This is a genomic window from Stenomitos frigidus ULC18 (assembly GCF_003003795.1).
Classification (GTDB): domain Bacteria; phylum Cyanobacteriota; class Cyanobacteriia; order Leptolyngbyales; family Leptolyngbyaceae; genus Stenomitos; species Stenomitos frigidus_A.
The window spans coordinates 75,220-93,054 of sequence record NZ_PVWK01000062.1; the positions used below are offsets into that span (position 1 = coordinate 75,220).

Genomic DNA, 17,835 nt, shown 5'->3' on the forward strand with positions numbered 1-17,835 from the left:
CGATCATCTAATGTGATGGCACTTAAAGAAACCTGGTTTCTGGTTGGTCTCTTATCTTTCCTGCACAAATTTAATGTAGATTGAGGGCATCGCTGCCTCTGATCACCGAGTGTCGAATCAACGCATGTCTGATCGTCCTGTCGCTGCTACGTCTACGCAACCAACGGCTATGGAGTCGGGAGCTACAGGCGAGGTACCACGACGCATTTTCATTAGCTACAAGCGTGAAGTCGAGCCGGATGAGCAGATCGCGCTACAAATTTTTCAGACGTTGAACCAGCACCATCAGGTGTTTATCGACCAGACGATGACGGTGGGGACTCGCTGGGCAGAGCAAATCGAAACAGATTAAATTTCTAGACTTTCCTGTGAAGAAGGCTTATCTTAGTCACATTACCAGCCTTATGAAAACAGGGTTGTTATTAATATGTTGTATATATTTTTTGGAGCTAAGCACGTTGTCCTTATACTAAGTTGATTGCCTCAAAGACTGAGACTTATTCCTGTAAGAGTTTTTTCCCGCCAGATTAAAGATAGCAGCTATGCCATTTAAATACTCTTGCTTTATTAGCTATAGACATGGGCAGCGTCGAATGATGCAGCAGATAATCAATGACTTACATGACGCGCTTTCTAGCGAGATCGAAATTTGGATGGACAAAGAAGTATATCTTGATCGGGAGCGTCTACAAGGAGGTGATTTTTATAATGAAGCATTAGCCACAGCGATTTGTGAAAGCCTTTGTATGATTCTAGTTTTCACACCTAAGTACTTTAGTAGAGAACACACTTACTGTGCACGAGAATACAAAGCAATGGAGGAATTAGAAAGTAGGCGACTTAAATCATGGGGCAAATTATGGAGCTTAGACACTAAGAAAAATAAGCAACATGAGCTAATTATTCCACATGGGTTAATTATTCCGATTGTAGTTCGAGGTGAAGATCACCTCCCTCACGAAATTAAAAAACGACGACAGTATTACAATTTTGAAGATTTTTTGCTTGGTGCTGAATCAATTAATAGTCGATCTGATTTTGCTCGTCAAATTAGAAACATTGCTAAATATATCGCAGATATGTATAGAACACTCGAAACTTTATCAGAAGATCCATGTCAGGGATGCGAGAGTTTTGTGCTTCCTACAGAGGATGAAATCAATTTGTGGATAGATGAAGTTCAAGGCCCTAGACCTCCATTTCCCATGCCATAGGTAAGGTTAATCATGGAAACTGATGCCTTAGGTCAGGTAATTACGTTCTATTCTTATAAGGGTGGTACAGGGCGTTCAATGGCTTTGGCTAATGTCGCGTGCATTCTTGCGCAGCAGCAAGCTGAAATCAAAGGTAAAGGGGTGCTGATGGTCGATTGGGACTTGGAAGCTCCAGGACTTCATCGCTACTTTCATAGTAAGTTTAGCAATCACTTCTCTTCCCGCATTGATCGCCATCCTTCTTCTCTCGATGAGCATCCAGGATTGATCGACTTATTTCGAGATTTGGATGCATTAGCTAGTGAACGTAATCACGAGGATGCTAAAGATGCCGAAGAAATGGCAATCTCTCTTCTTGAGGGAATCGATCTTAGTAAGTTCATTCTGGAGACTGACATCCCATTCCTTCATTTATTGAAAGCTGGTCGGTTTGATGAAGATTACTCTCTCAAGGTTAATTCCTTTCACTGGATAGATTTCTACCATCGTTCTCCACTTTTAATTCGCGTTTTCGCTGATCGACTAGCGGAGCAGTATCAATACGTTCTTATTGACTCTCGTACTGGGGTAACTGATACAAGCGGAATTTGTACGATGCTAATGCCTCAAAAGCTTGTTGTCGTATTTACTCCCAATCGTCAGAGTCTCACAGGGGTCTTAGAACTAGCACAACGAGCAACAAAATACCGTAAGCAGTCCGATGACCTGCGTCCGCTCGTTGTGTTTCCTTTACCATCACGTATTGAAGCCGCTGAGCCTACTTTGCGTGAACACTGGCGATTTGGAAATTCTGAGCAACATATTAGTGGCTATCAATTGCAATTTGAAGATCTTTTCAAGGAGGTATATGCACTTACTGAATGTAATCTCACCGCATACTTTGATGAAATTCAAGTTCAACATGTATCTCGTTATGCTTATGGTGAGGAAGTTGCTGCACTAATTGAGCGAAGTAGCGATAGGCTATCTCTTACACGAAGCTATAAAAGTTTTACTGAACGACTGGTTAATCTTGCTGATCCTTGGGATCAAGGCTTACCTGATCCTTGGGAGGAAAGAAATCAACGGCATGAATTCACTGAACAAGCCTTAGTCGTTAATTCCTCCCAAGGGTTGCGGATCGAATCCGAAAGGATTCGAGAACGACGGATCTTTATTAGCTTTAAGCATGGGGTAGAGCCGGATGAACCGATCGCGCTGCAAATTTTTCAGGCGCTAAGCCGGCACCATCAGGTGTTTATTGACCAGATGATGACGGTGGGTACCCCGTGGGCAGAGCGAATTGAAGCAGAGATCCGGCAGTCAGACTTTTTGATTTCGTTGCTTTCGGCGCAGTCGGTACACAGCGAAATGGTGCTGGGCGAGATTGAGATGGCACATCATCTGGCAGAGGAGCAAGCAGGCAAGCCCATCATTTTACCGATTCGGCTGAACTACCGGGAGCCTTTTGCGTATCCGCTGAGTGCTTACCTGAACGGCATTAACTGGGCGTTTTGGGAAAATGCCGCCGATACATCTCGGCTCTTGCAGGAATTGATACAAGCGATCGCAGGCAACACCCTCTCGCTGGATACAGACGCATCGAAAGCGAACCTGATTCAAACTGCCTCACCGATTACCATTCCGCCACCGCTGCCCGCTGCTCAGTTGACGCCCCTGGAAATGCCCGAAGGGACGATGGACACGGAGTCGCGGTTTTATGTGGAGCGTCCGAACGATACGATCGCCCTCAGCACGATTCAGCAGACGGGGAAAGGCGTAACTATCACCATCAAAGGTCCCCGGCAGATGGGTAAAAGTTCACTGCTAGTACGGACGATCGACGCTGCCGTCACTGTCGGAAAGCGAGTTGCCTTCCTGGACTTTCAACTCTTCGACAAAACCGCGTTGACCAATCCAGAGCCGTTCTTTCGTCAGTTTTGCGCCTGGTTGACGGATGAGCTAGAGATGGACAGCCAGGTGGATGCCTATTGGGCGATGCCACTGGGCAACAGTCAGCGCTGTACGCGTTACATGCAGCGGTATTTGCTGAAGGAGCTGGGCAGTCCGCTGGTGCTGGCAATGGATGAGTTGGAGTCCGTCTTTGATACGAACTTCCGCTCGGACTTTTTTAGTATGCTGCGAAGCTGGCACAATAGCCGCGCCACATCGCCCATCTGGCGGCAGCTTGACCTGGCGCTGGTGACCTCAACCGAACCCTACCAGTTGATTGAAAACCTGAACCAGTCGCCGTTTAATGTGGGGCTGGTGATTGACCTGACGGATTTTACTTTTGATCAAATGGCAGACCTTAACCAGCGTCACGGCTCTCCCTTGAATGCGGAGCAGGAGCAACAACTCATGTGCCTCCTGCATGGGCATCCCTATCTGGTGCGACGAGCGCTGTATCTAACGGCAAGCCAACAGATTACGGTGGCGGAGTTGTTTGGGCAGGCGATCGATGATCGGGGACCGTTTGGCGATCACCTCCGCTACCACCTGTTTCGGATGCACGACAAGAAGGCATTGGTGCAAGGCTTTATGCAGGTGATCAAGAACAATGTCTGTCAAGATGAGCAGGTCTTCTTTCGTCTGCGAGGGGCAGGTCTAGTGCGGCGGGAGGGGCAAACGGTGTTGCCTCGCTGCCAGCTCTACGCAGACTATTTTCGGGAGCATTTGAGGGAATAAGGGAAGACAGAGTAGTAAGGAGTCAGAAGTTAAATTGACTGGTTTTAGAATACATGAGGTTTCTAGCTGTAACCTGGATATTTCAGCGGCAAAAACTCGTGGCCGGGTTCCTGGCATCAAAGACTCGTGAACGAGAGTAAAAGACTCTTCATTGAATCTTGGAGGCTCGTCGGTGAGGCTCCAAGATTCACGCACGAGGATCAAAAACTCTTTAGTGAGTGATAGAGATTCATTCACGAAGTTCAAAGACTCATTTAAGAGTATTAAAGACTCGCCGGTGAAGTTCAAGGACTCGTCGGTGAATGTTGGGGACTCGCCGATGAGGCTCAAAAGCTCATTCACGAGGCTCAAAGTCTCGCCGATGAGTCTCCCACAGACATTCATCAAGATTGTAGTAACGCACATGGATGTCCTGCGTGTGAAGGAGGGGAAGGCTGGATGAGTGGAGCAACCATCTACACCGTTGGCGGCACTGTGCAGGCAGGTGGCGGGGTGTATTTGCCCCGTCGCGCCGATGAGGAGCTGTGGGGGTTGTGTCGATCGTCCACCTTCGCCTATGTCCTCACGCCCCGCCAGATGGGGAAGTCGAGCCTGATGGTGCAGACGGCAGAAACGCTGGCAGACGAGGGCATTCGCTCTGCCATTGTGGATCTGCAAGACCTGGGCGCACAGGTAACCGCAGAGCAGTGGTACTTCGGCTTTCTGGTGAAGCTGGAAGACCAACTGATGCTGGACACCGATGTGGTGAGCTGGTGGCGCGATCGCGAACACCTCGGCGTGTCCCAACGGTTAACCCAGTTCTTTGAGTCGGTGCTGCTGACCGAGATCCCGGAACCGATCGTGATCTTTGTGGATGAGATCGATACCACCCTCAGCCTCGACTTCACCGACGATTTTTTCACCGCCATCCGGTATCTCTACCTCGCCCGTGCCCATAAACCCGTCTTTCAGCGACTCTCGTTTGTGCTGGTGGGCGTTGCCACTCCCGGCGACCTCATCCACGACCCCAAACGCACGCCGTTTAACATTGGGCAGCGGGTAGACCTGACCGATTTCACCCAGACAGAAGCGCTGCCCCTGGCGGCTGGCTTTGGGCTACCCGCCGACCAGGCAACCCAGGTGCTGGGCTGGGTGATGCAGTGGACGGGCGGACACCCCTACCTGACGCAACGCCTGTGCCGTGCGCTGGTGGATGCGGGGCAGTTGTACTGGACGAAGGAGGCGGTCGATCGCACCGTCAGCAGCACGTTCCTGGGCGCAATGTGTGAGCAGGACAGCAACATGCAGTTTGTGCGCGACATGCTGACGAAACGGGCAGATGATGTGTACGGCGTGTTGACCACTTACCGCGAGGTGTGGCGTGGGCGACAGCCTGTGTTGGATGAGGAGCAATCGCTGACGAAGTCGCACCTGAAGCTGTCGGGGGTGGTAAAGCGATCTGATGGGGCGCTGACGGTGCGGAACCCCATCTATCGCGAGGTGTTTGATGACCAGTGGGTGAAAAGCCATCTGCCCGTCAACTGGATGCAGCGGATTCAACGCGCTCGCGGTGTAGCATTGATGTCTATGCTGCTGGTTCTGATCTCTGTACCGTTGGCAGTTCTCGCTTGGGAGCGCACATCATACGCAGAAAAATTGCATAGAGAAACAGAAAGGCAGCGACAGATTATTGAACGCTTTTGCCATGTGCTTATGTATGGAGGCAAGAAAACACAGCAGCAATTTCCTTATGAAGAATGCAACAAACAGTAGACGTGAACATGGTCTAGCTTTATGTGACTTAATGGCACGCAGCTACGATTGGCTCCATGACTACCTCACCACCAACTCCAACGTCAGCGAGTCCGATCGTCAGCTCTGCAAAGGCGTTGGGCGCGTCCGTAAAGTCTCTGCCGTGCCGGAGCGAGAGGGTGGGTGGGGTGAGTGGGTGGTGCGGGAGTGGAGGAAGCTGGTTGGGGGGTAGAGTGTGGGGTGTGGGGTGTAGGGTGCGAGAAACCGGGTTTCTGGTCACAACCTTAGGCGTACGACAGAGCCTTGAAAAGCAACCCGGTTTCTGGGAGGTTTCTGTTAGCAGTCAGCAGTCAAAAAAGCTGATGGCTGATAGCTAATCCGATCAACATGCTTTAAGATTTGAAGGCAATTTTGGGTAGAATGCTTTGTCAGACATTATTGCTGTCATTCGCAATGAGCAGGGCATTGGAATGTCTTCAATAGACGGAGAACTGATCGTTGTTTTGCTGGCTATGGAGGGCATCGTTATTGACCAGCAACCTGTGATGATGCGATCGGGGATTGCGATTTTTGGGAATTTGCCCTTGGGTTCCTATACTGTTTTGGCAAGACATGCTTCGCTCAGTCCGACAGAATCGCGTCAGGATCTTGTCTTGCAGAACAATGTGATGCTTGGGGTAAAATTTGTTTACGCTGAGTCTGAGCGACGGTTGCTCAGGATTGAGTTACAGGAGGAACGTCTGGATGCCTGAAACGAAACGCTATGCCATTGATCCCGATTCCCTAAAGGGATGTCGCATTCGGGTGTCGTTCCATTTCAAAGAGCTACAACGAGAGACGAATCCGATCGTTCGAGCCAATATTGCTCAATACCTGGCAGAAGCTACAGCAACTCTGGCTCTGCTAGAGGCTGAGGAAGCACGTAAGATTGCGCTGTAGTCGAGAAACCGGGTTTCTGGTCACAACCTTGGGCGTACAGCAGAGACTTGAAAAGAAACCCGGTTTCTGGGACATGTGTTAAATAAAATCTACCTTTCATCACATTTCGCTCAGCCGATCGAAAAAAGACGTTTAATAAAGGTATTGCAACCTCTCTGTCTTTCGAGCCATGACTATTGCGATCGCCCTTATTATCTGTGGAGTGCTGACTCAAGTCGTGGTGCTGCGAACCTCACTGGTTCAGCGTCCTCTCTTCACCAGAATGTGTCGTACCTGCGGCTACCAGATCCCGCCCATGGAACGCCCACCCGCCTTCCACGACTGCCCCGAATGCGAGAAACTTTTCAGCCTTAGTGACCGGCTGGTCCAGCGCTAGGCTTGGCTTTTTTGAGAAAGAACACCAGCACCGCGCTCCCCACCAGCGCACAGCCCATAAAGAAAAAGCAATCGTTGAACGCCATCACATTGGCTTCACGACGAACGATGCTGGCAATCCGCGCGATCGCCTGATTTTGTGCCGTCACGGCATCCGCGCCATTCGTCGTGAAAAACTGCGTGAGCTGATCAATGCGATCGCGCGTAATGGGATTTGACAGCGACACCGAATCCACCAGTCGATTGGAATGAAAGCGTTCTCGTTGGGATTGAATCGTTCCGAGGATAGCGATCCCCACCGAACCGCCCAGGTTGCGCGACATATTGTAAAGTGCCGATGCAGAGCCAATCTGTTTTGGTTCAATGCCCGCCGTTGAAATACTCGACAGCGGCGTAATCACCAGCGGTTGCCCCAGCGCCCGCACAATCTGCGCCGGGATCAACTGGTCAATCCCCGTATCGTGCGTCATGTGGGAATTCATAAAGCAACTGGTGCCAAACAAGCCCATCCCGATCGCCACCAACAGCCGGAGATCAACCCACTTCATCAGCAGGGGCACAAACGGCGTAATAAACAACTGTGGAATGCCCGACCACATGATGGTTTCCCCGATCTTCATCGCGTTGTAGCCCTGCACCTGCGCCAGATACAGCGGCAAGATAAACGTCGAGCCATACAAGCCCAAGCCCAACGCCAACGTCACGATGATCGACAAGCCAAAGTTTCGTCGCCACAGCAGGCGCAGATTGAGCAACGGCTGCTTACGGATGAGCTGAATGATGACAAACGCGGGAAGCGCGATCGCCGCAATGATCGCTGCACGTTGAATCTCTACCGAGCCGAACCAATCTTTGCGGTTCCCCTCATCCGCAAAAAACTCAAAGGAGGCAAACCCGATCGCCATCGTTGCAATCCCCCACCAGTCGCCATTCCGCAACAGGTTAAGCTGCATCCGTGTGCGGGGCAAGCCGTACCAAACGCCCGCAATCAACAGTAGCCCAGGAATGACATTGAGGTAGAAGATATACTGCCAGCCGTAGTTATCCGTCAGCCAACCGCCGACTGTAGGGCCGATCGACGGTGCAAAGGTCGCGGTAATCGAGAACATCGCCAGACCGATCGGCTGCTTCGACTTCGGCAGCGTCATCAAAATGACCGTAAATGCCATCGGGATCAGCACACCGCCTGTAAAGCCCTGTCCCGCCCGAAACGCGATCATCATGCCCAGGTTGGCGGAGAACGCACAGGCAATGGAAAACATGAGAAAGAGAACGGCATTCACCAGCAGATAGCGCCGTACCGAAAACACCTGCGACAGCCAGCCCGTCATCGGGATCACCACAATTTCAGCCACCAGGTAGCCTGTCGAAATCCACGAACCCTCATCGATCGTCGCGCTCAAGGCACCCGTAATGTCATTCAACGACGCATTTGTCACCTGGATATCCAACACTGCCATGAACGCGCCCAAAAGCGTTGCCATCACGCCAATCCATTCCCGCACAGACACCTGACGCTCATCGGAGCCTTGGGCAGCATTTGGCAGTTGAGGGGGGCGATCGGTGCGAGTGCTGGTCATTGAGTGAGTGTTTAGCGGTTGGTTGTTGTTGGTTAGAAAAAGGCATTGGGCAGCGCGTCAGCTTGAAACCTTCACCTCTTGCCACACCCGCCCCGAATTGAAATTCAGGGCTAATAGTACGAAGTCCATTGAAATGGACTGAAGCGTGGCTCAGAATTGTAGTATCTACATTTGTACGCTACTGACTTCTGACTTCTGACTCCTTTCCTCACGGCGTTTCCACCGTTGCGACCACCGACATCCCTGGAGTAATGCGTGTTTCATAGCCTTTGATACTATCGGCATCAAAGATGATTTTGACAGGGATGCGCTGCACGATTTTGGTGAAATTGCCTGTGGCATTATCGGGCGGCAGGAGCGCAAATTTTGCGCCTGATGCGGGTGAAAGGCTATCCACTCTGCCTCTAAAGACACGGTCTGGGAAAGCATCAAGCTTAATTTCAACCGCCTGTCCGGGCTGCATCTTTCCCAACTGAGTTTCTTTGAAGTTGGCAGTAATCCAGGGGATCGGCTGCACTAACGACATCAGCGTTTGTCCGGGCTGCACGCGTTGTCCGACTTGTACCGTGCGATTGCCGATGCGTCCCACCAGGGGAGCCGTAAGCGAGGTGTAATTCAACTGCAATTGAGCATTCTTGAACTGAGCGATCGACTGATCAACCGTTGCTAGTGCTGCCTGATACTGCCGTCGATTCACTTCGGTCTGCTGACCGCTGGCGTTTGCTTGCTGCAAGTTTCCCTGCGTCGAACCCAGTTTTGCCTGGGCATTATTCAGATTGGTCTGCGCCTGCACGACTCGGGCTTGTGCTTGTTTGATCTGCTCGGCGATCGCATCATATTGTCCTCGTGTTGACTCGTACGTTGCCCTGGCAGCGTCAAGCTGTTGTTGAGCCACGGCACCTTCTTTAAACAGCGTCGTGTAGCGATTGTAGTCAAGGTCAGCTTTGACCAGGTTTGCCTTCACTTGCGCGAGTTGCGCTTTGGCGGCTGGCACCCCTGCCTGGGCTTCTGCCAGCGCCGCTTGAGACGTGGAAACGCTGGCGGCAGCAGCATCAATATTGCCCTGTGCCTGCGTCGTTAAACCCTGTGCATTGGTGACAGTGACACCAATATTTGCCTGAGCAACCCGCGCCTGTTGTTGAGATGCTTCCAACGAGGCTTTCGACTGCTGGAGAGCGACTTCATAGTCCTGTGGATCGAGCTTTACCAACAGTTCGCCCTGCTGGACCTGCTGGTTGTCGTTGACAGCGACTTTAACCACAGTGCCATTAATGCGGGCATTGATGGGATGCACATCAGCCGTGACATACGCATCATCGGTTTCAGCATGGGTTGCCGCGAAACGCCACCAGCGATAGCCCACAATGCTGCCAGCGATCACGCCCACCCCCAACGCGCCTAGAAGAATCCATTTCCGGTAAGGATGTTGACGGGGTACTTTCGGTTCGTTGGGTCGTTGGTCGGTTGCTGGCTGGGGTGAAGAAATATCCCGATCGAGCACGGCTGGCTTTTGTCCATCGAGGTCTTGAACCTGATTCGTTGAATTAGTAGATTCCATTTTGAGGACATCACAAAGGGTGTAACGATTGGCGATCGCGCTCATGCAAGTCGTTGAAGTCAGCGGGAGAAACTGGCGTGGCTGAAGGGCATGAAATAAACCGATGGTTCATTCAGGCTCCGTTTGATTCCTAAAAGCAGCCGTGATGAATGGATGATTGTGATGATGCCATTGACCCGCATCAAAGACCAGTTATGCAAATAACATCTAAAGCTGTAAGGTGTATAGCACCTCAGCCGCTAAAAATTAGTACGCGTCGAACATTGAGTCCTGGCTATAACTTAGCGTGCTAAGCATTGGCTTAAAGCCGCTTGGGTATTGAATTTGTGGCTACTCGGACATTGAACTTGTTGAACACAGCCAGAACAGGACATCCCAATATATAGAAGCAGACGCGATCGAAAAACCACCTCCAGACGGATGATGTTGAGAGTCTGTATTTGAGTAAAGTAAACGTTTTGGTTCTCAAGAATGAGAATTAAATTAGTTCGAGTTTCTGTAGGGCGCGATATTGAGGCGAAACGCTCTGCAATGCTTTCAGGATGACCGTCCCAGTGCCACGCCCCTAAATTGCAAGCGTCGGTATGATTGAGTCCATGACGCTAAAGCAATACCAGGAAGTTGCCTAATCATTCGCAAGGGGCTGGTTATAAACGCGACCCGATGTAAAACCAACGAGTTTACCACCTTCCGTCAATGTCAGGTGCCGACCACGCCACTCAATGCTGTTGCCAAGGAAGCTATAGCACCACAGCGCACACCGCACCAGATCGCTCAGCGGCACCAACCACAGCAGCGGTTTCGCCATCGGATCGCGTAGAACCTTAACGCCAACTACCCATGCCATTGCCAGCCTGAAAGCCCAGGTGATGCCTAGCACTGCCCAACTGAATGCCGAACCGTGTGCCGTCAGCACAAATACGAGGCTTGCCACTGTACCAAAGGTGAAGATCTGTCCGGTGTAGCCCCAGGGTTGAGAAAAGCGAATCCCCCGATTCCAACGGGTCTGGTGTTGCATAAAATCAATGACACTCGCGGTTGCCAGGACATGATCCACGACGTAGTGGGACAACACCACCTGGTAGCCCAAATTAGTTGGCATGCGACCTAAATGAAAGTCATCGTGCAGGTAGTTAGCGACGGCTGGGAACCCACCGATCGCCTCTAGCACAGCCCTCCGTAGAACGATCGTGGCACCAATCCCAAACGTCATACCTGTTAGCGTGCGGGAGACTAAGACCGTCGGTACCAACTCTGTCGTGATGCCCAGGGCTTCAAACGCCGCAACCCAGCCTTGCGCTAGCGATCGATAGGTGCAGGTGACAACGCCCACGGTCTTTTGGCTTAAGGGTTGTACGACATTCATCAAGTAGTCTGAACCGACCTTTATATCACTGTCTGCGATCAGCAAAATGTCATGTTTGGCGGCTGTGACCGCATTGGACAGATTGCTAATTTTGCGATTGGCTCCAATCATGCGATCGCTCACTACCAGATCAATATCGATCGCCGGGAAGTCTCGCATAATCTGCTTTGCAACCGCGACGGCAGGATCGCTGAGGTCTTGAATGCCAAAAATAATCTGATATGTGGGATAGTCCTGGCGACAAAAGGATGCAAGATTCTCATACGTGTTGCGATCAAGCCCACACAGGGGTTTGAGGATGCTCACGGGCGGATGGAACGCTGCATCAACGGTGGTAGGTGTAGCCAGAAAATCGATCGCGGCGTACAGCGCTAAACAGTAATAAACAATAGCACTCACGCAGAACAATAACGGCAAAGAGGACGCGTAATCACTGATGCTGAGCGTCAATGGGTGTAGCTCAATCAGATTAAAGGCATATAACACTATGGTCTAACGACTCCTAAGTGGCAATAATTGGTTAATTCAAAGCCTTGATGTTGAATAGCGATCCGCACGCGGTCACTGATGAGTGCATCGCGCTCTGCCTGCCCCAACCCAATGCCGTTGTCAGGCTCACCAGCCACACGCGTTGCCGGATGAGAATAAATTTCCACCAAATTGGCTTGAATCAGAGGAATCAGCTTCAGCAGATACGCTTCCGTCATCCGACCACTATGCAGCAAGCCATACACGCGATCGACCGAGTGAATCCCCTGCGATCGCAGCACCCGTTTACCATAGCGACGCAGACCCGCATACACAAACGACAGCAGCCGTTTGGTGATCCATTCAGAGCGATCGGCTTGGATGGCGATCGACGCTTCTTCAAAGGGCAGGCGCATGAACCGAATGTTAAACTCCTTTGCCAATCTCACCAGATGATGCAACACCACTGGCTGCACATGCACATGCACATGCCCATCTACATGGGAGAGCGGTAGCCCCGTCTGGCGGAATTTCTCTAACTGTGCCCGTATTTCAAGCGGCAGTTCGCGACGTGCTGCCGCATTGAAGTGGTAGTAAAGCCCCGCTTTCTCCGGTTGATTCGAGAAGCTACCCTGGGTATCTACCAAGTGAGGAATTTGGGTTGGCGACAGTACCGATCGCCCGCAGGCTAGCACGAGATGTAACCCCACTGCTAATGTCGAATGCGCCTTTGCCAATGCCACCGCCTCTTCGAAGGCGTCGCCTGTCACCATCAGGCTGGTGCTGGTGAGAACGCCTCGTTCATGAGCCGCAATAATGGCTTGATTCACGCCCGACGAAAACCCAAAATCATCCCCATTGACAATGAGCTGACGACGAGACGACGGGTGTCCAGATTGATGCATCCTGTTTCACGTTAAGAGGCTGTAAAGGAGTAATGTCACTTTTAGCTATCAGCAGTCAGCTATCAGCAATTAGCTTTTAACAGTGGGTAAAGGCTGAAAGTAAGCTCTACTGGATTTGGGTTTCATCTCTCAACCAAACCTATGTTCTGATAGCTGATAGCTGAATCCAAATTACTTACGTACCCACCGCTACGATTCCGAAACGCTGATATTGGCTTGGGTAGGTTGCCGCCGGGGTAGCAGTCTGAGGGTGCTTTGGGCGATCGCAGAAAGCCTGGGCAAGAGCCGGGGTTGCAGGAGGCGATCGTCAAAGACGCTCATCCGCTGGGCATTTTCCCGCAGGCAAGCGGAGAAGACACGATCGGGTGTCAGGTTATCGACAAAGGTACCTGCTCCCGTCGCGGTAAAGACTTCGCCAGTGCCATCGCCAGCCTTGCCAAAGATCTGCGCCAAATGCAACAGCGCCCGACCGTAGTGCCAGCCGGAGTAAGCGCCTCGTAAGGGGGTAAAGCCACGTCCCTGCTGCACTTGCAGGTAGCTCACCCAGTTGGTGAAAAAGACGATATGCCGTGCTTCTTCATGCAAAATGGGGTCAAAGATGGTGAACAGCGCTTCAGGGAAATAGTTGGTTTCACGCGCTAGCCCAAACATGCCAAACGCGAAGTACGAATCCAGGCATTCCCCAAACCCAAAGTCGATAAACTCTTGCTCAATGTTGTCTGGCACGACAGGGGCTGGTGGCTCCGCAATCTTGACATCGTAATGATTGATCAGAAACTCCAGCAGCCGACCGTGACGGGTTTCCTCTTTTGCCTGGAGGGCGATCGCCGCTCGAATGTCGGGATCGCTCACCGTCTCAGCAAACGCCGTGACCATGACTCCAGCCTGACGCTCGACGCGCAGTGCTTCCTGCCAAAAGGGGATGCCCCGTAAGCGCTCTAGCGCAGCAGCATCCAGCTTAGGCCAGGGAAGTTTCTCAGGCTCATAGTCCTGATAGCTGTCCATAAAGCTTTGGCAGAACAACTGTTTGTGGGCGTCCGATCCAATTTTCATACGTTCGTTCCTTTGGTTACGTTCTTTATGTTCGACTGATCACTGACTTAGCGCTTGCGGACAAACCGGACGAGCGCAGTACCAGTTCACCACCCCGCGTGAGCCGAAACTGCCGTCCACGCCACACAATCGTGTTGCCTGTGAAGCCGTAGCACCAGAGTGCAAAACTCATGCAGTCTCGCAATGGCACTAACCACAACAATTGTTTGGCAACCGGGTCTTGAAGGCACTGAACGCCGACAAACCATGCCATCGCTAAACGGCTTACCCAGGTCAAACCGAGCACCACCCAACCCAACAGCGAGCCTCCGGTTGCCAGCAGAAAGAGAAGGCTGCTCACCGTCCCGTAGGTAAAAATCAACCCGACGTAGCCCCAGGGGCGAGACACACGGATACCGACCATCCAACGCAGTTGGCGCTGTAGCGCACCCATCACTGTGCTAGAGGCCATGACGTGTTCGATAATGTGCTGGGAAAGGACAATTTTGTAGCCAGCCTGAGCCGGTAAGTGACCCAGTTGAAAGTCATCGGCTAAATAGTTCGCGATCGCCTCAAAGCCGCCGATCACTTCCAGGGCAGAGCGCCGGATCACAATCGTCTGACCCATCGCAAATTTTGTCCCTTCCAACCGATCGCTCACTAACACTCCTGGTAGGAACTCAGTGGCGGAACTGAGCGCTTCTAATTTAGTTAACCATCCTTCTGTTAGTGAGCGATAAAGACACGTCACCACACCCACATTGCCATCGCTCAATGGTTGGACAACCTGCCGTAAGTAGTCTGCTTCCACATGCACATCACTGTCTGCAAGCAGCACGATGTCATATTTCGCTTTAGCGAAGGCATTGGCAAGATTACTGGTTTTTCGATTCGCACCTAGCGTGCGATCGTCAATCACTAATTGAAGCTCACGGTCTGGGAAATCGCGAATGAGTTGCCGGATGACCGCAACACTGGAGTCACGCCAATCCTGCACGCTAAAAATGACTTGATAGGTGGGATAGTTCTGACGGCAAAAAGACGCGAGGTTGTCATAGGCATGAGGTTCAAGCCCACAAACAGGCTTGAGGATACTGACGGCTGGATCAAAACTGGGCTCAACTAATCGCTTTTGGGAGAAGAAGGTGTGAGCCGCATAAAGGGCGTAACCGTAATAACCAATTGCTGTTAAACACAGAAAGAACAAAGGTACGAGCAGATAAAACGTGATTTCAAGTCTGATGGTTGAGAGTACAGTCGAGAAAATCGAAAGAGAATGTAGATACGCCATAGATTGAGATGCAAAACTTTAAATTGCTTTCATTAACCTGCTGCGACTCGACTCATCCTTGGCTGCTAACCATGAAAGGCCATTCGCCTTGCCACCAACAATAACCAGCATTAAAAACTCGAAGATTAACCTAACTTTCTAGCAATAGCAATGACTTCCAAACAATGATATTTAATCGGTGACATTCACACCTTACAGCGCACCTGAGCTGAGAGAAACAAACGCTACACCAATGCCAATCAATCCCGTACCGGCCAAACGGCCGATCGGTAATGATTCTCGTAAAAAGTAATGGCTACCCAGTGCACTCAAGGGATAACTCAGGGCCGTCATGGGTATGACCAGGCTCAGGTCTGCCCAACTCAACAGTGCAATAAATAAGAAGAAATCAGCCGCCATGCAAGCAACCCCTAAGCCAATAAAGGGACTGCTCAACGCCCGACGGACTAGCTTTAACAGCGATCGCGCGTGCAATGTTGTCACGGCTCCCACTTGCTTCATCCCAGCGGCCAGCAATAGATCGCCAGCAGATGCCGCTAAAACCATCGCCGCAATGGCGACTCCAAGCTTTGATAGCACCAGCGAAAACGACAAAGGAATCAGCATCAGCGCCGAAAATTGACCGCTTCGCAGGCGCTGCTTTGGCGTTTCAGTAAGCGTTTTTTCGCCCAGGTCTACCAACAACACACCACTGGAAATCAAACCGATCCCAAACCAGCGCACCGTTGAAACACTCTCACGCAGCACTAAGCAGGCAAATAAAGCCGATAACACAAACTTTGTCGCTGTCATGGGCAGCACATAGCTTAAGTCTAGTCGTGACAGCGCGATGAGATAAATCAACAGTGAGCCGATCAGAAAGGAAACACCGAGCACAATCCAGGGGTTGGTCAGTACTTGTAGGCCGATCGATAAGAGATTCGCAAGGTTTAATGTTTTCACCTCACTCACCTGTCGCATGCCTCGGCTTAGCCAAACATCGCCCAAAACCTGAAAGATCACCAGCAGTAAAAGAACAAAATGCTTGCGCACTGAGATAGGTTGCCTGAGTGTTGGATGGCTAAACATCTTCGCGTAGGGGCGAAGCATTCGGGCAATGATTTCCCGTAATCGTCGAGTGATGACTGATCAAAGGCTTCGCCCCTACTGAATCGCTTGTCCGTGGGCGATCGATTGTGTACGACGTTCCTTAAGATACGAGAAGAATTCGCCGCCTTCTCGCAAACGACGGACTAGCATTTGTCGATCGCTCAACATTTCGCGCACGATAGGGATAATCGCCTTCGGACGGAAGTAGAACCGACGGTACATCTGTTCCACAGCATCTTCGATCGCCGCATTGGAGAGGTCTGGGTATTGCAGCGTTGACGTTTGCATCCCAGAGCTAGCCACCAACGCCTGATCTGTAAACCAGCCGTTTGCCTTTGCCTGCGCATACAGTTCTGTACCCGGATACGGGGCTGCGATCGATACCTGAATCGTATGCGGACTCAGTTCACACGCAAAGCGAATGGTTTCTTCAATTGTTTCACGGGTTTCCACTGGCAAGCCAATAATGAACGTCCCATGAACGGTAATGCCCAATGCGTGGCAGTTTTTCATGAACTGCCGTGCTGCTTCTAGCTTGATACCTTTGTTGATATTGTTGAGAATCTGCTGGTTGCCTGACTCAAACCCCACAAGCAGCAAGCGCAACCCGTTATCGCGCAGTTGTTTGAGGGTATCGTAATCAAGATTGGCACGGGCGTTGCAGCTCCAGGTCAGCTTCAGCCGCTTCATGTGCTCACTGATGGCGATCGCCCGCTGTTTGTCGATGGTAAACGTATCGTCATCAAACATGTATTCCTGCACACGATCGCCAAAGATTGCTTTGGCTTCGTCCAGTTCTCGTCCTACGACGGCTGGACTTTTCGTGCGGTACTGATGTCCTCCGATCGTTTGCGGCCAGAGGCAAAAGCTACACTTCGCCGGACAACCGCGCCCTGTGTAGAACGAGATATACGGGTGTAGCAAGTACCCAATAAAATACTTGGTGATGTCTAAGTCCCGCGCATAGGTCGGCAAAACGCTCGGCATCGCATCCCAATCATGAATGAGATCGCGCTCTGGCGTATGATGCAGTGTCCCATTCGCATCGCGGTAGCTTAAGCCTTTGATTTGATCCCAGGGTTTGTCTTCTGCCAACTCTTTGCAAGTGTAGTCAAACTCATGACGGCAAACAAAGTCGATCGCAGGGTTCTCAAGCAACGTTTGTTCGGGCAACACAGCTACATGGGCACCAATCAACCCCACTGACACAGACGCATTTTGCGCTTTGATGGCTTCAGCACATTTCACATCATTTACCAGAGACGGCGTGCTGGTGTGCATGATCACGAGTTCGTAAGCGCGCGCGATTTTGAGCACGTCCTCAAGCGTCTGGCCGTGGGGAGGGGCATCCACCAGTTTGCTACCCGGCACGAGCGCAGCAGGCTGTGCCAGCCAGGTCGGGTACCAGAAGGAAGTAATCTCACGCTTAGCCTGATATCTTGACCCAGCACCGCCATCAAACCCATCGAAGGACGGTGGACTTAAAAACAACGTTTTTTTCACAAATGATTCTCTTAGGAACAGGTCGGGGCGTTTCAGTCACATGCTCTAACCAGTATTTAGAGCTTCAGTATGTCAACACAGTAAACTTTCTGTGATGATTTTATTACGAGTTCACGC

At 51.2% G+C, this 17,835-nt stretch carries 15 protein-coding genes; 7 read left to right on the forward strand and 8 right to left on the reverse strand.

Translation table 11 applies throughout. From position 1 onward, the window contains the following. Positions 1 to 124: 124 nt before the first annotated feature. The 7 genes from C7B82_RS11520 (at position 125) to C7B82_RS11555 (ending at position 6,551) form a co-directional block, all read left to right on the forward strand. The gene (locus C7B82_RS11520) at positions 125 to 352 is read left to right on the forward strand and encodes a toll/interleukin-1 receptor domain-containing protein (RefSeq protein WP_106256431.1); all 228 of its coding nucleotides are present in this window, start codon (positions 125 to 127) and stop codon (positions 350 to 352) included. A gap of 190 nt (positions 353 to 542) precedes the next feature. Continuing rightward, positions 543 to 1,214 carry a toll/interleukin-1 receptor domain-containing protein gene (locus C7B82_RS11525; RefSeq protein WP_106256432.1) on the forward strand — a complete coding sequence of 224 codons (672 nt, stop codon included), beginning with the start codon at positions 543 to 545 and terminating at the stop codon, positions 1,212 to 1,214. Positions 1,215 to 1,226: 12 nt separating this feature from the next. After that, positions 1,227 to 3,881: an AAA-like domain-containing protein gene (locus C7B82_RS11530; RefSeq protein ID WP_245939840.1), complete on the forward strand. Its 2,655-nt coding sequence runs from the start codon at positions 1,227 to 1,229 to the stop codon at positions 3,879 to 3,881. A 438-nt stretch (positions 3,882 to 4,319) separates the two neighbouring features. Continuing rightward, positions 4,320 to 5,633, forward strand: coding sequence for an AAA-like domain-containing protein (locus C7B82_RS11540; protein ID WP_106256433.1), 1,314 nt, complete (start codon positions 4,320 to 4,322; stop codon positions 5,631 to 5,633). Then, on the forward strand, positions 5,611 to 5,844 hold the full coding sequence (locus tag C7B82_RS11545) for a hypothetical protein (RefSeq protein WP_181357457.1): 234 nt from the start codon (positions 5,611 to 5,613) through the stop codon (positions 5,842 to 5,844). Before C7B82_RS11540 ends, C7B82_RS11545 begins: the two co-directional genes overlap by 23 nt. Before the next feature lie 193 nt (positions 5,845 to 6,037). Continuing rightward, positions 6,038 to 6,364 carry a hypothetical protein gene (locus C7B82_RS11550; protein WP_106256435.1) on the forward strand — a complete coding sequence of 109 codons (327 nt, stop codon included), beginning with the start codon at positions 6,038 to 6,040 and terminating at the stop codon, positions 6,362 to 6,364. Further along, on the forward strand, positions 6,357 to 6,551 hold the full coding sequence (locus tag C7B82_RS11555) for a hypothetical protein (RefSeq protein ID WP_106256436.1): 195 nt from the start codon (positions 6,357 to 6,359) through the stop codon (positions 6,549 to 6,551). The genes C7B82_RS11550 and C7B82_RS11555 overlap by 8 nt, the downstream gene beginning before the upstream one ends. A 350-nt stretch (positions 6,552 to 6,901) precedes the next feature. Here the strand turns inward: C7B82_RS11555 and C7B82_RS11560 are convergent, their stop codons facing one another. The 8 genes from C7B82_RS11560 to hpnJ form a co-directional block, all read right to left on the reverse strand. Next, positions 6,902 to 8,506 carry an MDR family MFS transporter gene (locus tag C7B82_RS11560; protein ID WP_106256437.1) on the reverse strand — a complete coding sequence of 535 codons (1,605 nt, stop codon included), beginning with the start codon at positions 8,504 to 8,506 and terminating at the stop codon, positions 6,902 to 6,904. A 208-nt stretch (positions 8,507 to 8,714) separates the two neighbouring features. After that, positions 8,715 to 10,064: an HlyD family secretion protein gene (locus C7B82_RS11565; protein ID WP_106256468.1), complete on the reverse strand. Its 1,350-nt coding sequence runs from the start codon at positions 10,062 to 10,064 to the stop codon at positions 8,715 to 8,717. 625 nt (positions 10,065 to 10,689) lie between these two features. Further along, entirely contained in the window at positions 10,690 to 11,916 is a 1,227-nt protein-coding gene (gene hpnI / locus C7B82_RS11570; RefSeq protein ID WP_245939841.1) for a bacteriohopanetetrol glucosamine biosynthesis glycosyltransferase HpnI, read from the reverse strand. Then, positions 11,916 to 12,803: a hopanoid biosynthesis-associated protein HpnK gene (gene hpnK / locus C7B82_RS11575; RefSeq protein WP_106256438.1), complete on the reverse strand. Its 888-nt coding sequence runs from the start codon at positions 12,801 to 12,803 to the stop codon at positions 11,916 to 11,918. The genes hpnI (C7B82_RS11570) and hpnK overlap by 1 nt, the downstream gene beginning before the upstream one ends. Before the next feature lie 189 nt (positions 12,804 to 12,992). Continuing rightward, positions 12,993 to 13,856 carry a ferritin-like domain-containing protein gene (locus C7B82_RS11580; RefSeq protein ID WP_106256439.1) on the reverse strand — a complete coding sequence of 288 codons (864 nt, stop codon included), beginning with the start codon at positions 13,854 to 13,856 and terminating at the stop codon, positions 12,993 to 12,995. A 25-nt stretch (positions 13,857 to 13,881) separates the two neighbouring features. Further along, complete coding sequence (gene hpnI, locus C7B82_RS11585; RefSeq protein ID WP_106256440.1) at positions 13,882 to 15,126, reverse strand: bacteriohopanetetrol glucosamine biosynthesis glycosyltransferase HpnI; 1,245 nt, start codon at positions 15,124 to 15,126, stop codon at positions 13,882 to 13,884. 192 nt (positions 15,127 to 15,318) lie between these two features. Beyond that, the gene (locus C7B82_RS11590; RefSeq protein WP_146141140.1) at positions 15,319 to 16,158 is read right to left on the reverse strand and encodes a hypothetical protein; all 840 of its coding nucleotides are present in this window, start codon (positions 16,156 to 16,158) and stop codon (positions 15,319 to 15,321) included. Positions 16,159 to 16,269: 111 nt separating this feature from the next. Further along, positions 16,270 to 17,718, reverse strand: coding sequence for a hopanoid biosynthesis associated radical SAM protein HpnJ (gene hpnJ, locus C7B82_RS11595; protein ID WP_106256442.1), 1,449 nt, complete (start codon positions 17,716 to 17,718; stop codon positions 16,270 to 16,272). Positions 17,719 to 17,835: the final 117 nt, after the last annotated feature.

What these genes read in the sequence shown, in the direction of transcription:
- C7B82_RS11520 (WP_106256431.1), top strand. Translation starts at nt 125, where the DNA reads ATGTCTGATCGTCCTGTCGCTGCTACGTCTACGCAACCAACGGCTATG.
- C7B82_RS11525 (WP_106256432.1), top strand. Translation starts at nt 543, where the DNA reads ATGCCATTTAAATACTCTTGCTTTATTAGCTATAGACATGGGCAGCGT.
- C7B82_RS11530 (WP_245939840.1), top strand. Translation starts at nt 1,227, where the DNA reads ATGGAAACTGATGCCTTAGGTCAGGTAATTACGTTCTATTCTTATAAG.
- C7B82_RS11540 (WP_106256433.1), top strand. Translation starts at nt 4,320, where the DNA reads ATGAGTGGAGCAACCATCTACACCGTTGGCGGCACTGTGCAGGCAGGT.
- C7B82_RS11545 (WP_181357457.1), top strand. Translation starts at nt 5,611, where the DNA reads ATGAAGAATGCAACAAACAGTAGACGTGAACATGGTCTAGCTTTATGT.
- C7B82_RS11555 (WP_106256436.1), top strand. Translation starts at nt 6,357, where the DNA reads ATGCCTGAAACGAAACGCTATGCCATTGATCCCGATTCCCTAAAGGGA.
- C7B82_RS11560 (WP_106256437.1), bottom strand. Translation starts at nt 8,506, where the DNA reads ATGACCAGCACTCGCACCGATCGCCCCCCTCAACTGCCAAATGCTGCC.
- C7B82_RS11565 (WP_106256468.1), bottom strand. Translation starts at nt 10,064, where the DNA reads ATGGAATCTACTAATTCAACGAATCAGGTTCAAGACCTCGATGGACAA.
- hpnK (WP_106256438.1), bottom strand. Translation starts at nt 12,803, where the DNA reads ATGCATCAATCTGGACACCCGTCGTCTCGTCGTCAGCTCATTGTCAAT.
- C7B82_RS11580 (WP_106256439.1), bottom strand. Translation starts at nt 13,856, where the DNA reads ATGAAAATTGGATCGGACGCCCACAAACAGTTGTTCTGCCAAAGCTTT.
- hpnI (WP_106256440.1), bottom strand. Translation starts at nt 15,126, where the DNA reads ATGGCGTATCTACATTCTCTTTCGATTTTCTCGACTGTACTCTCAACC.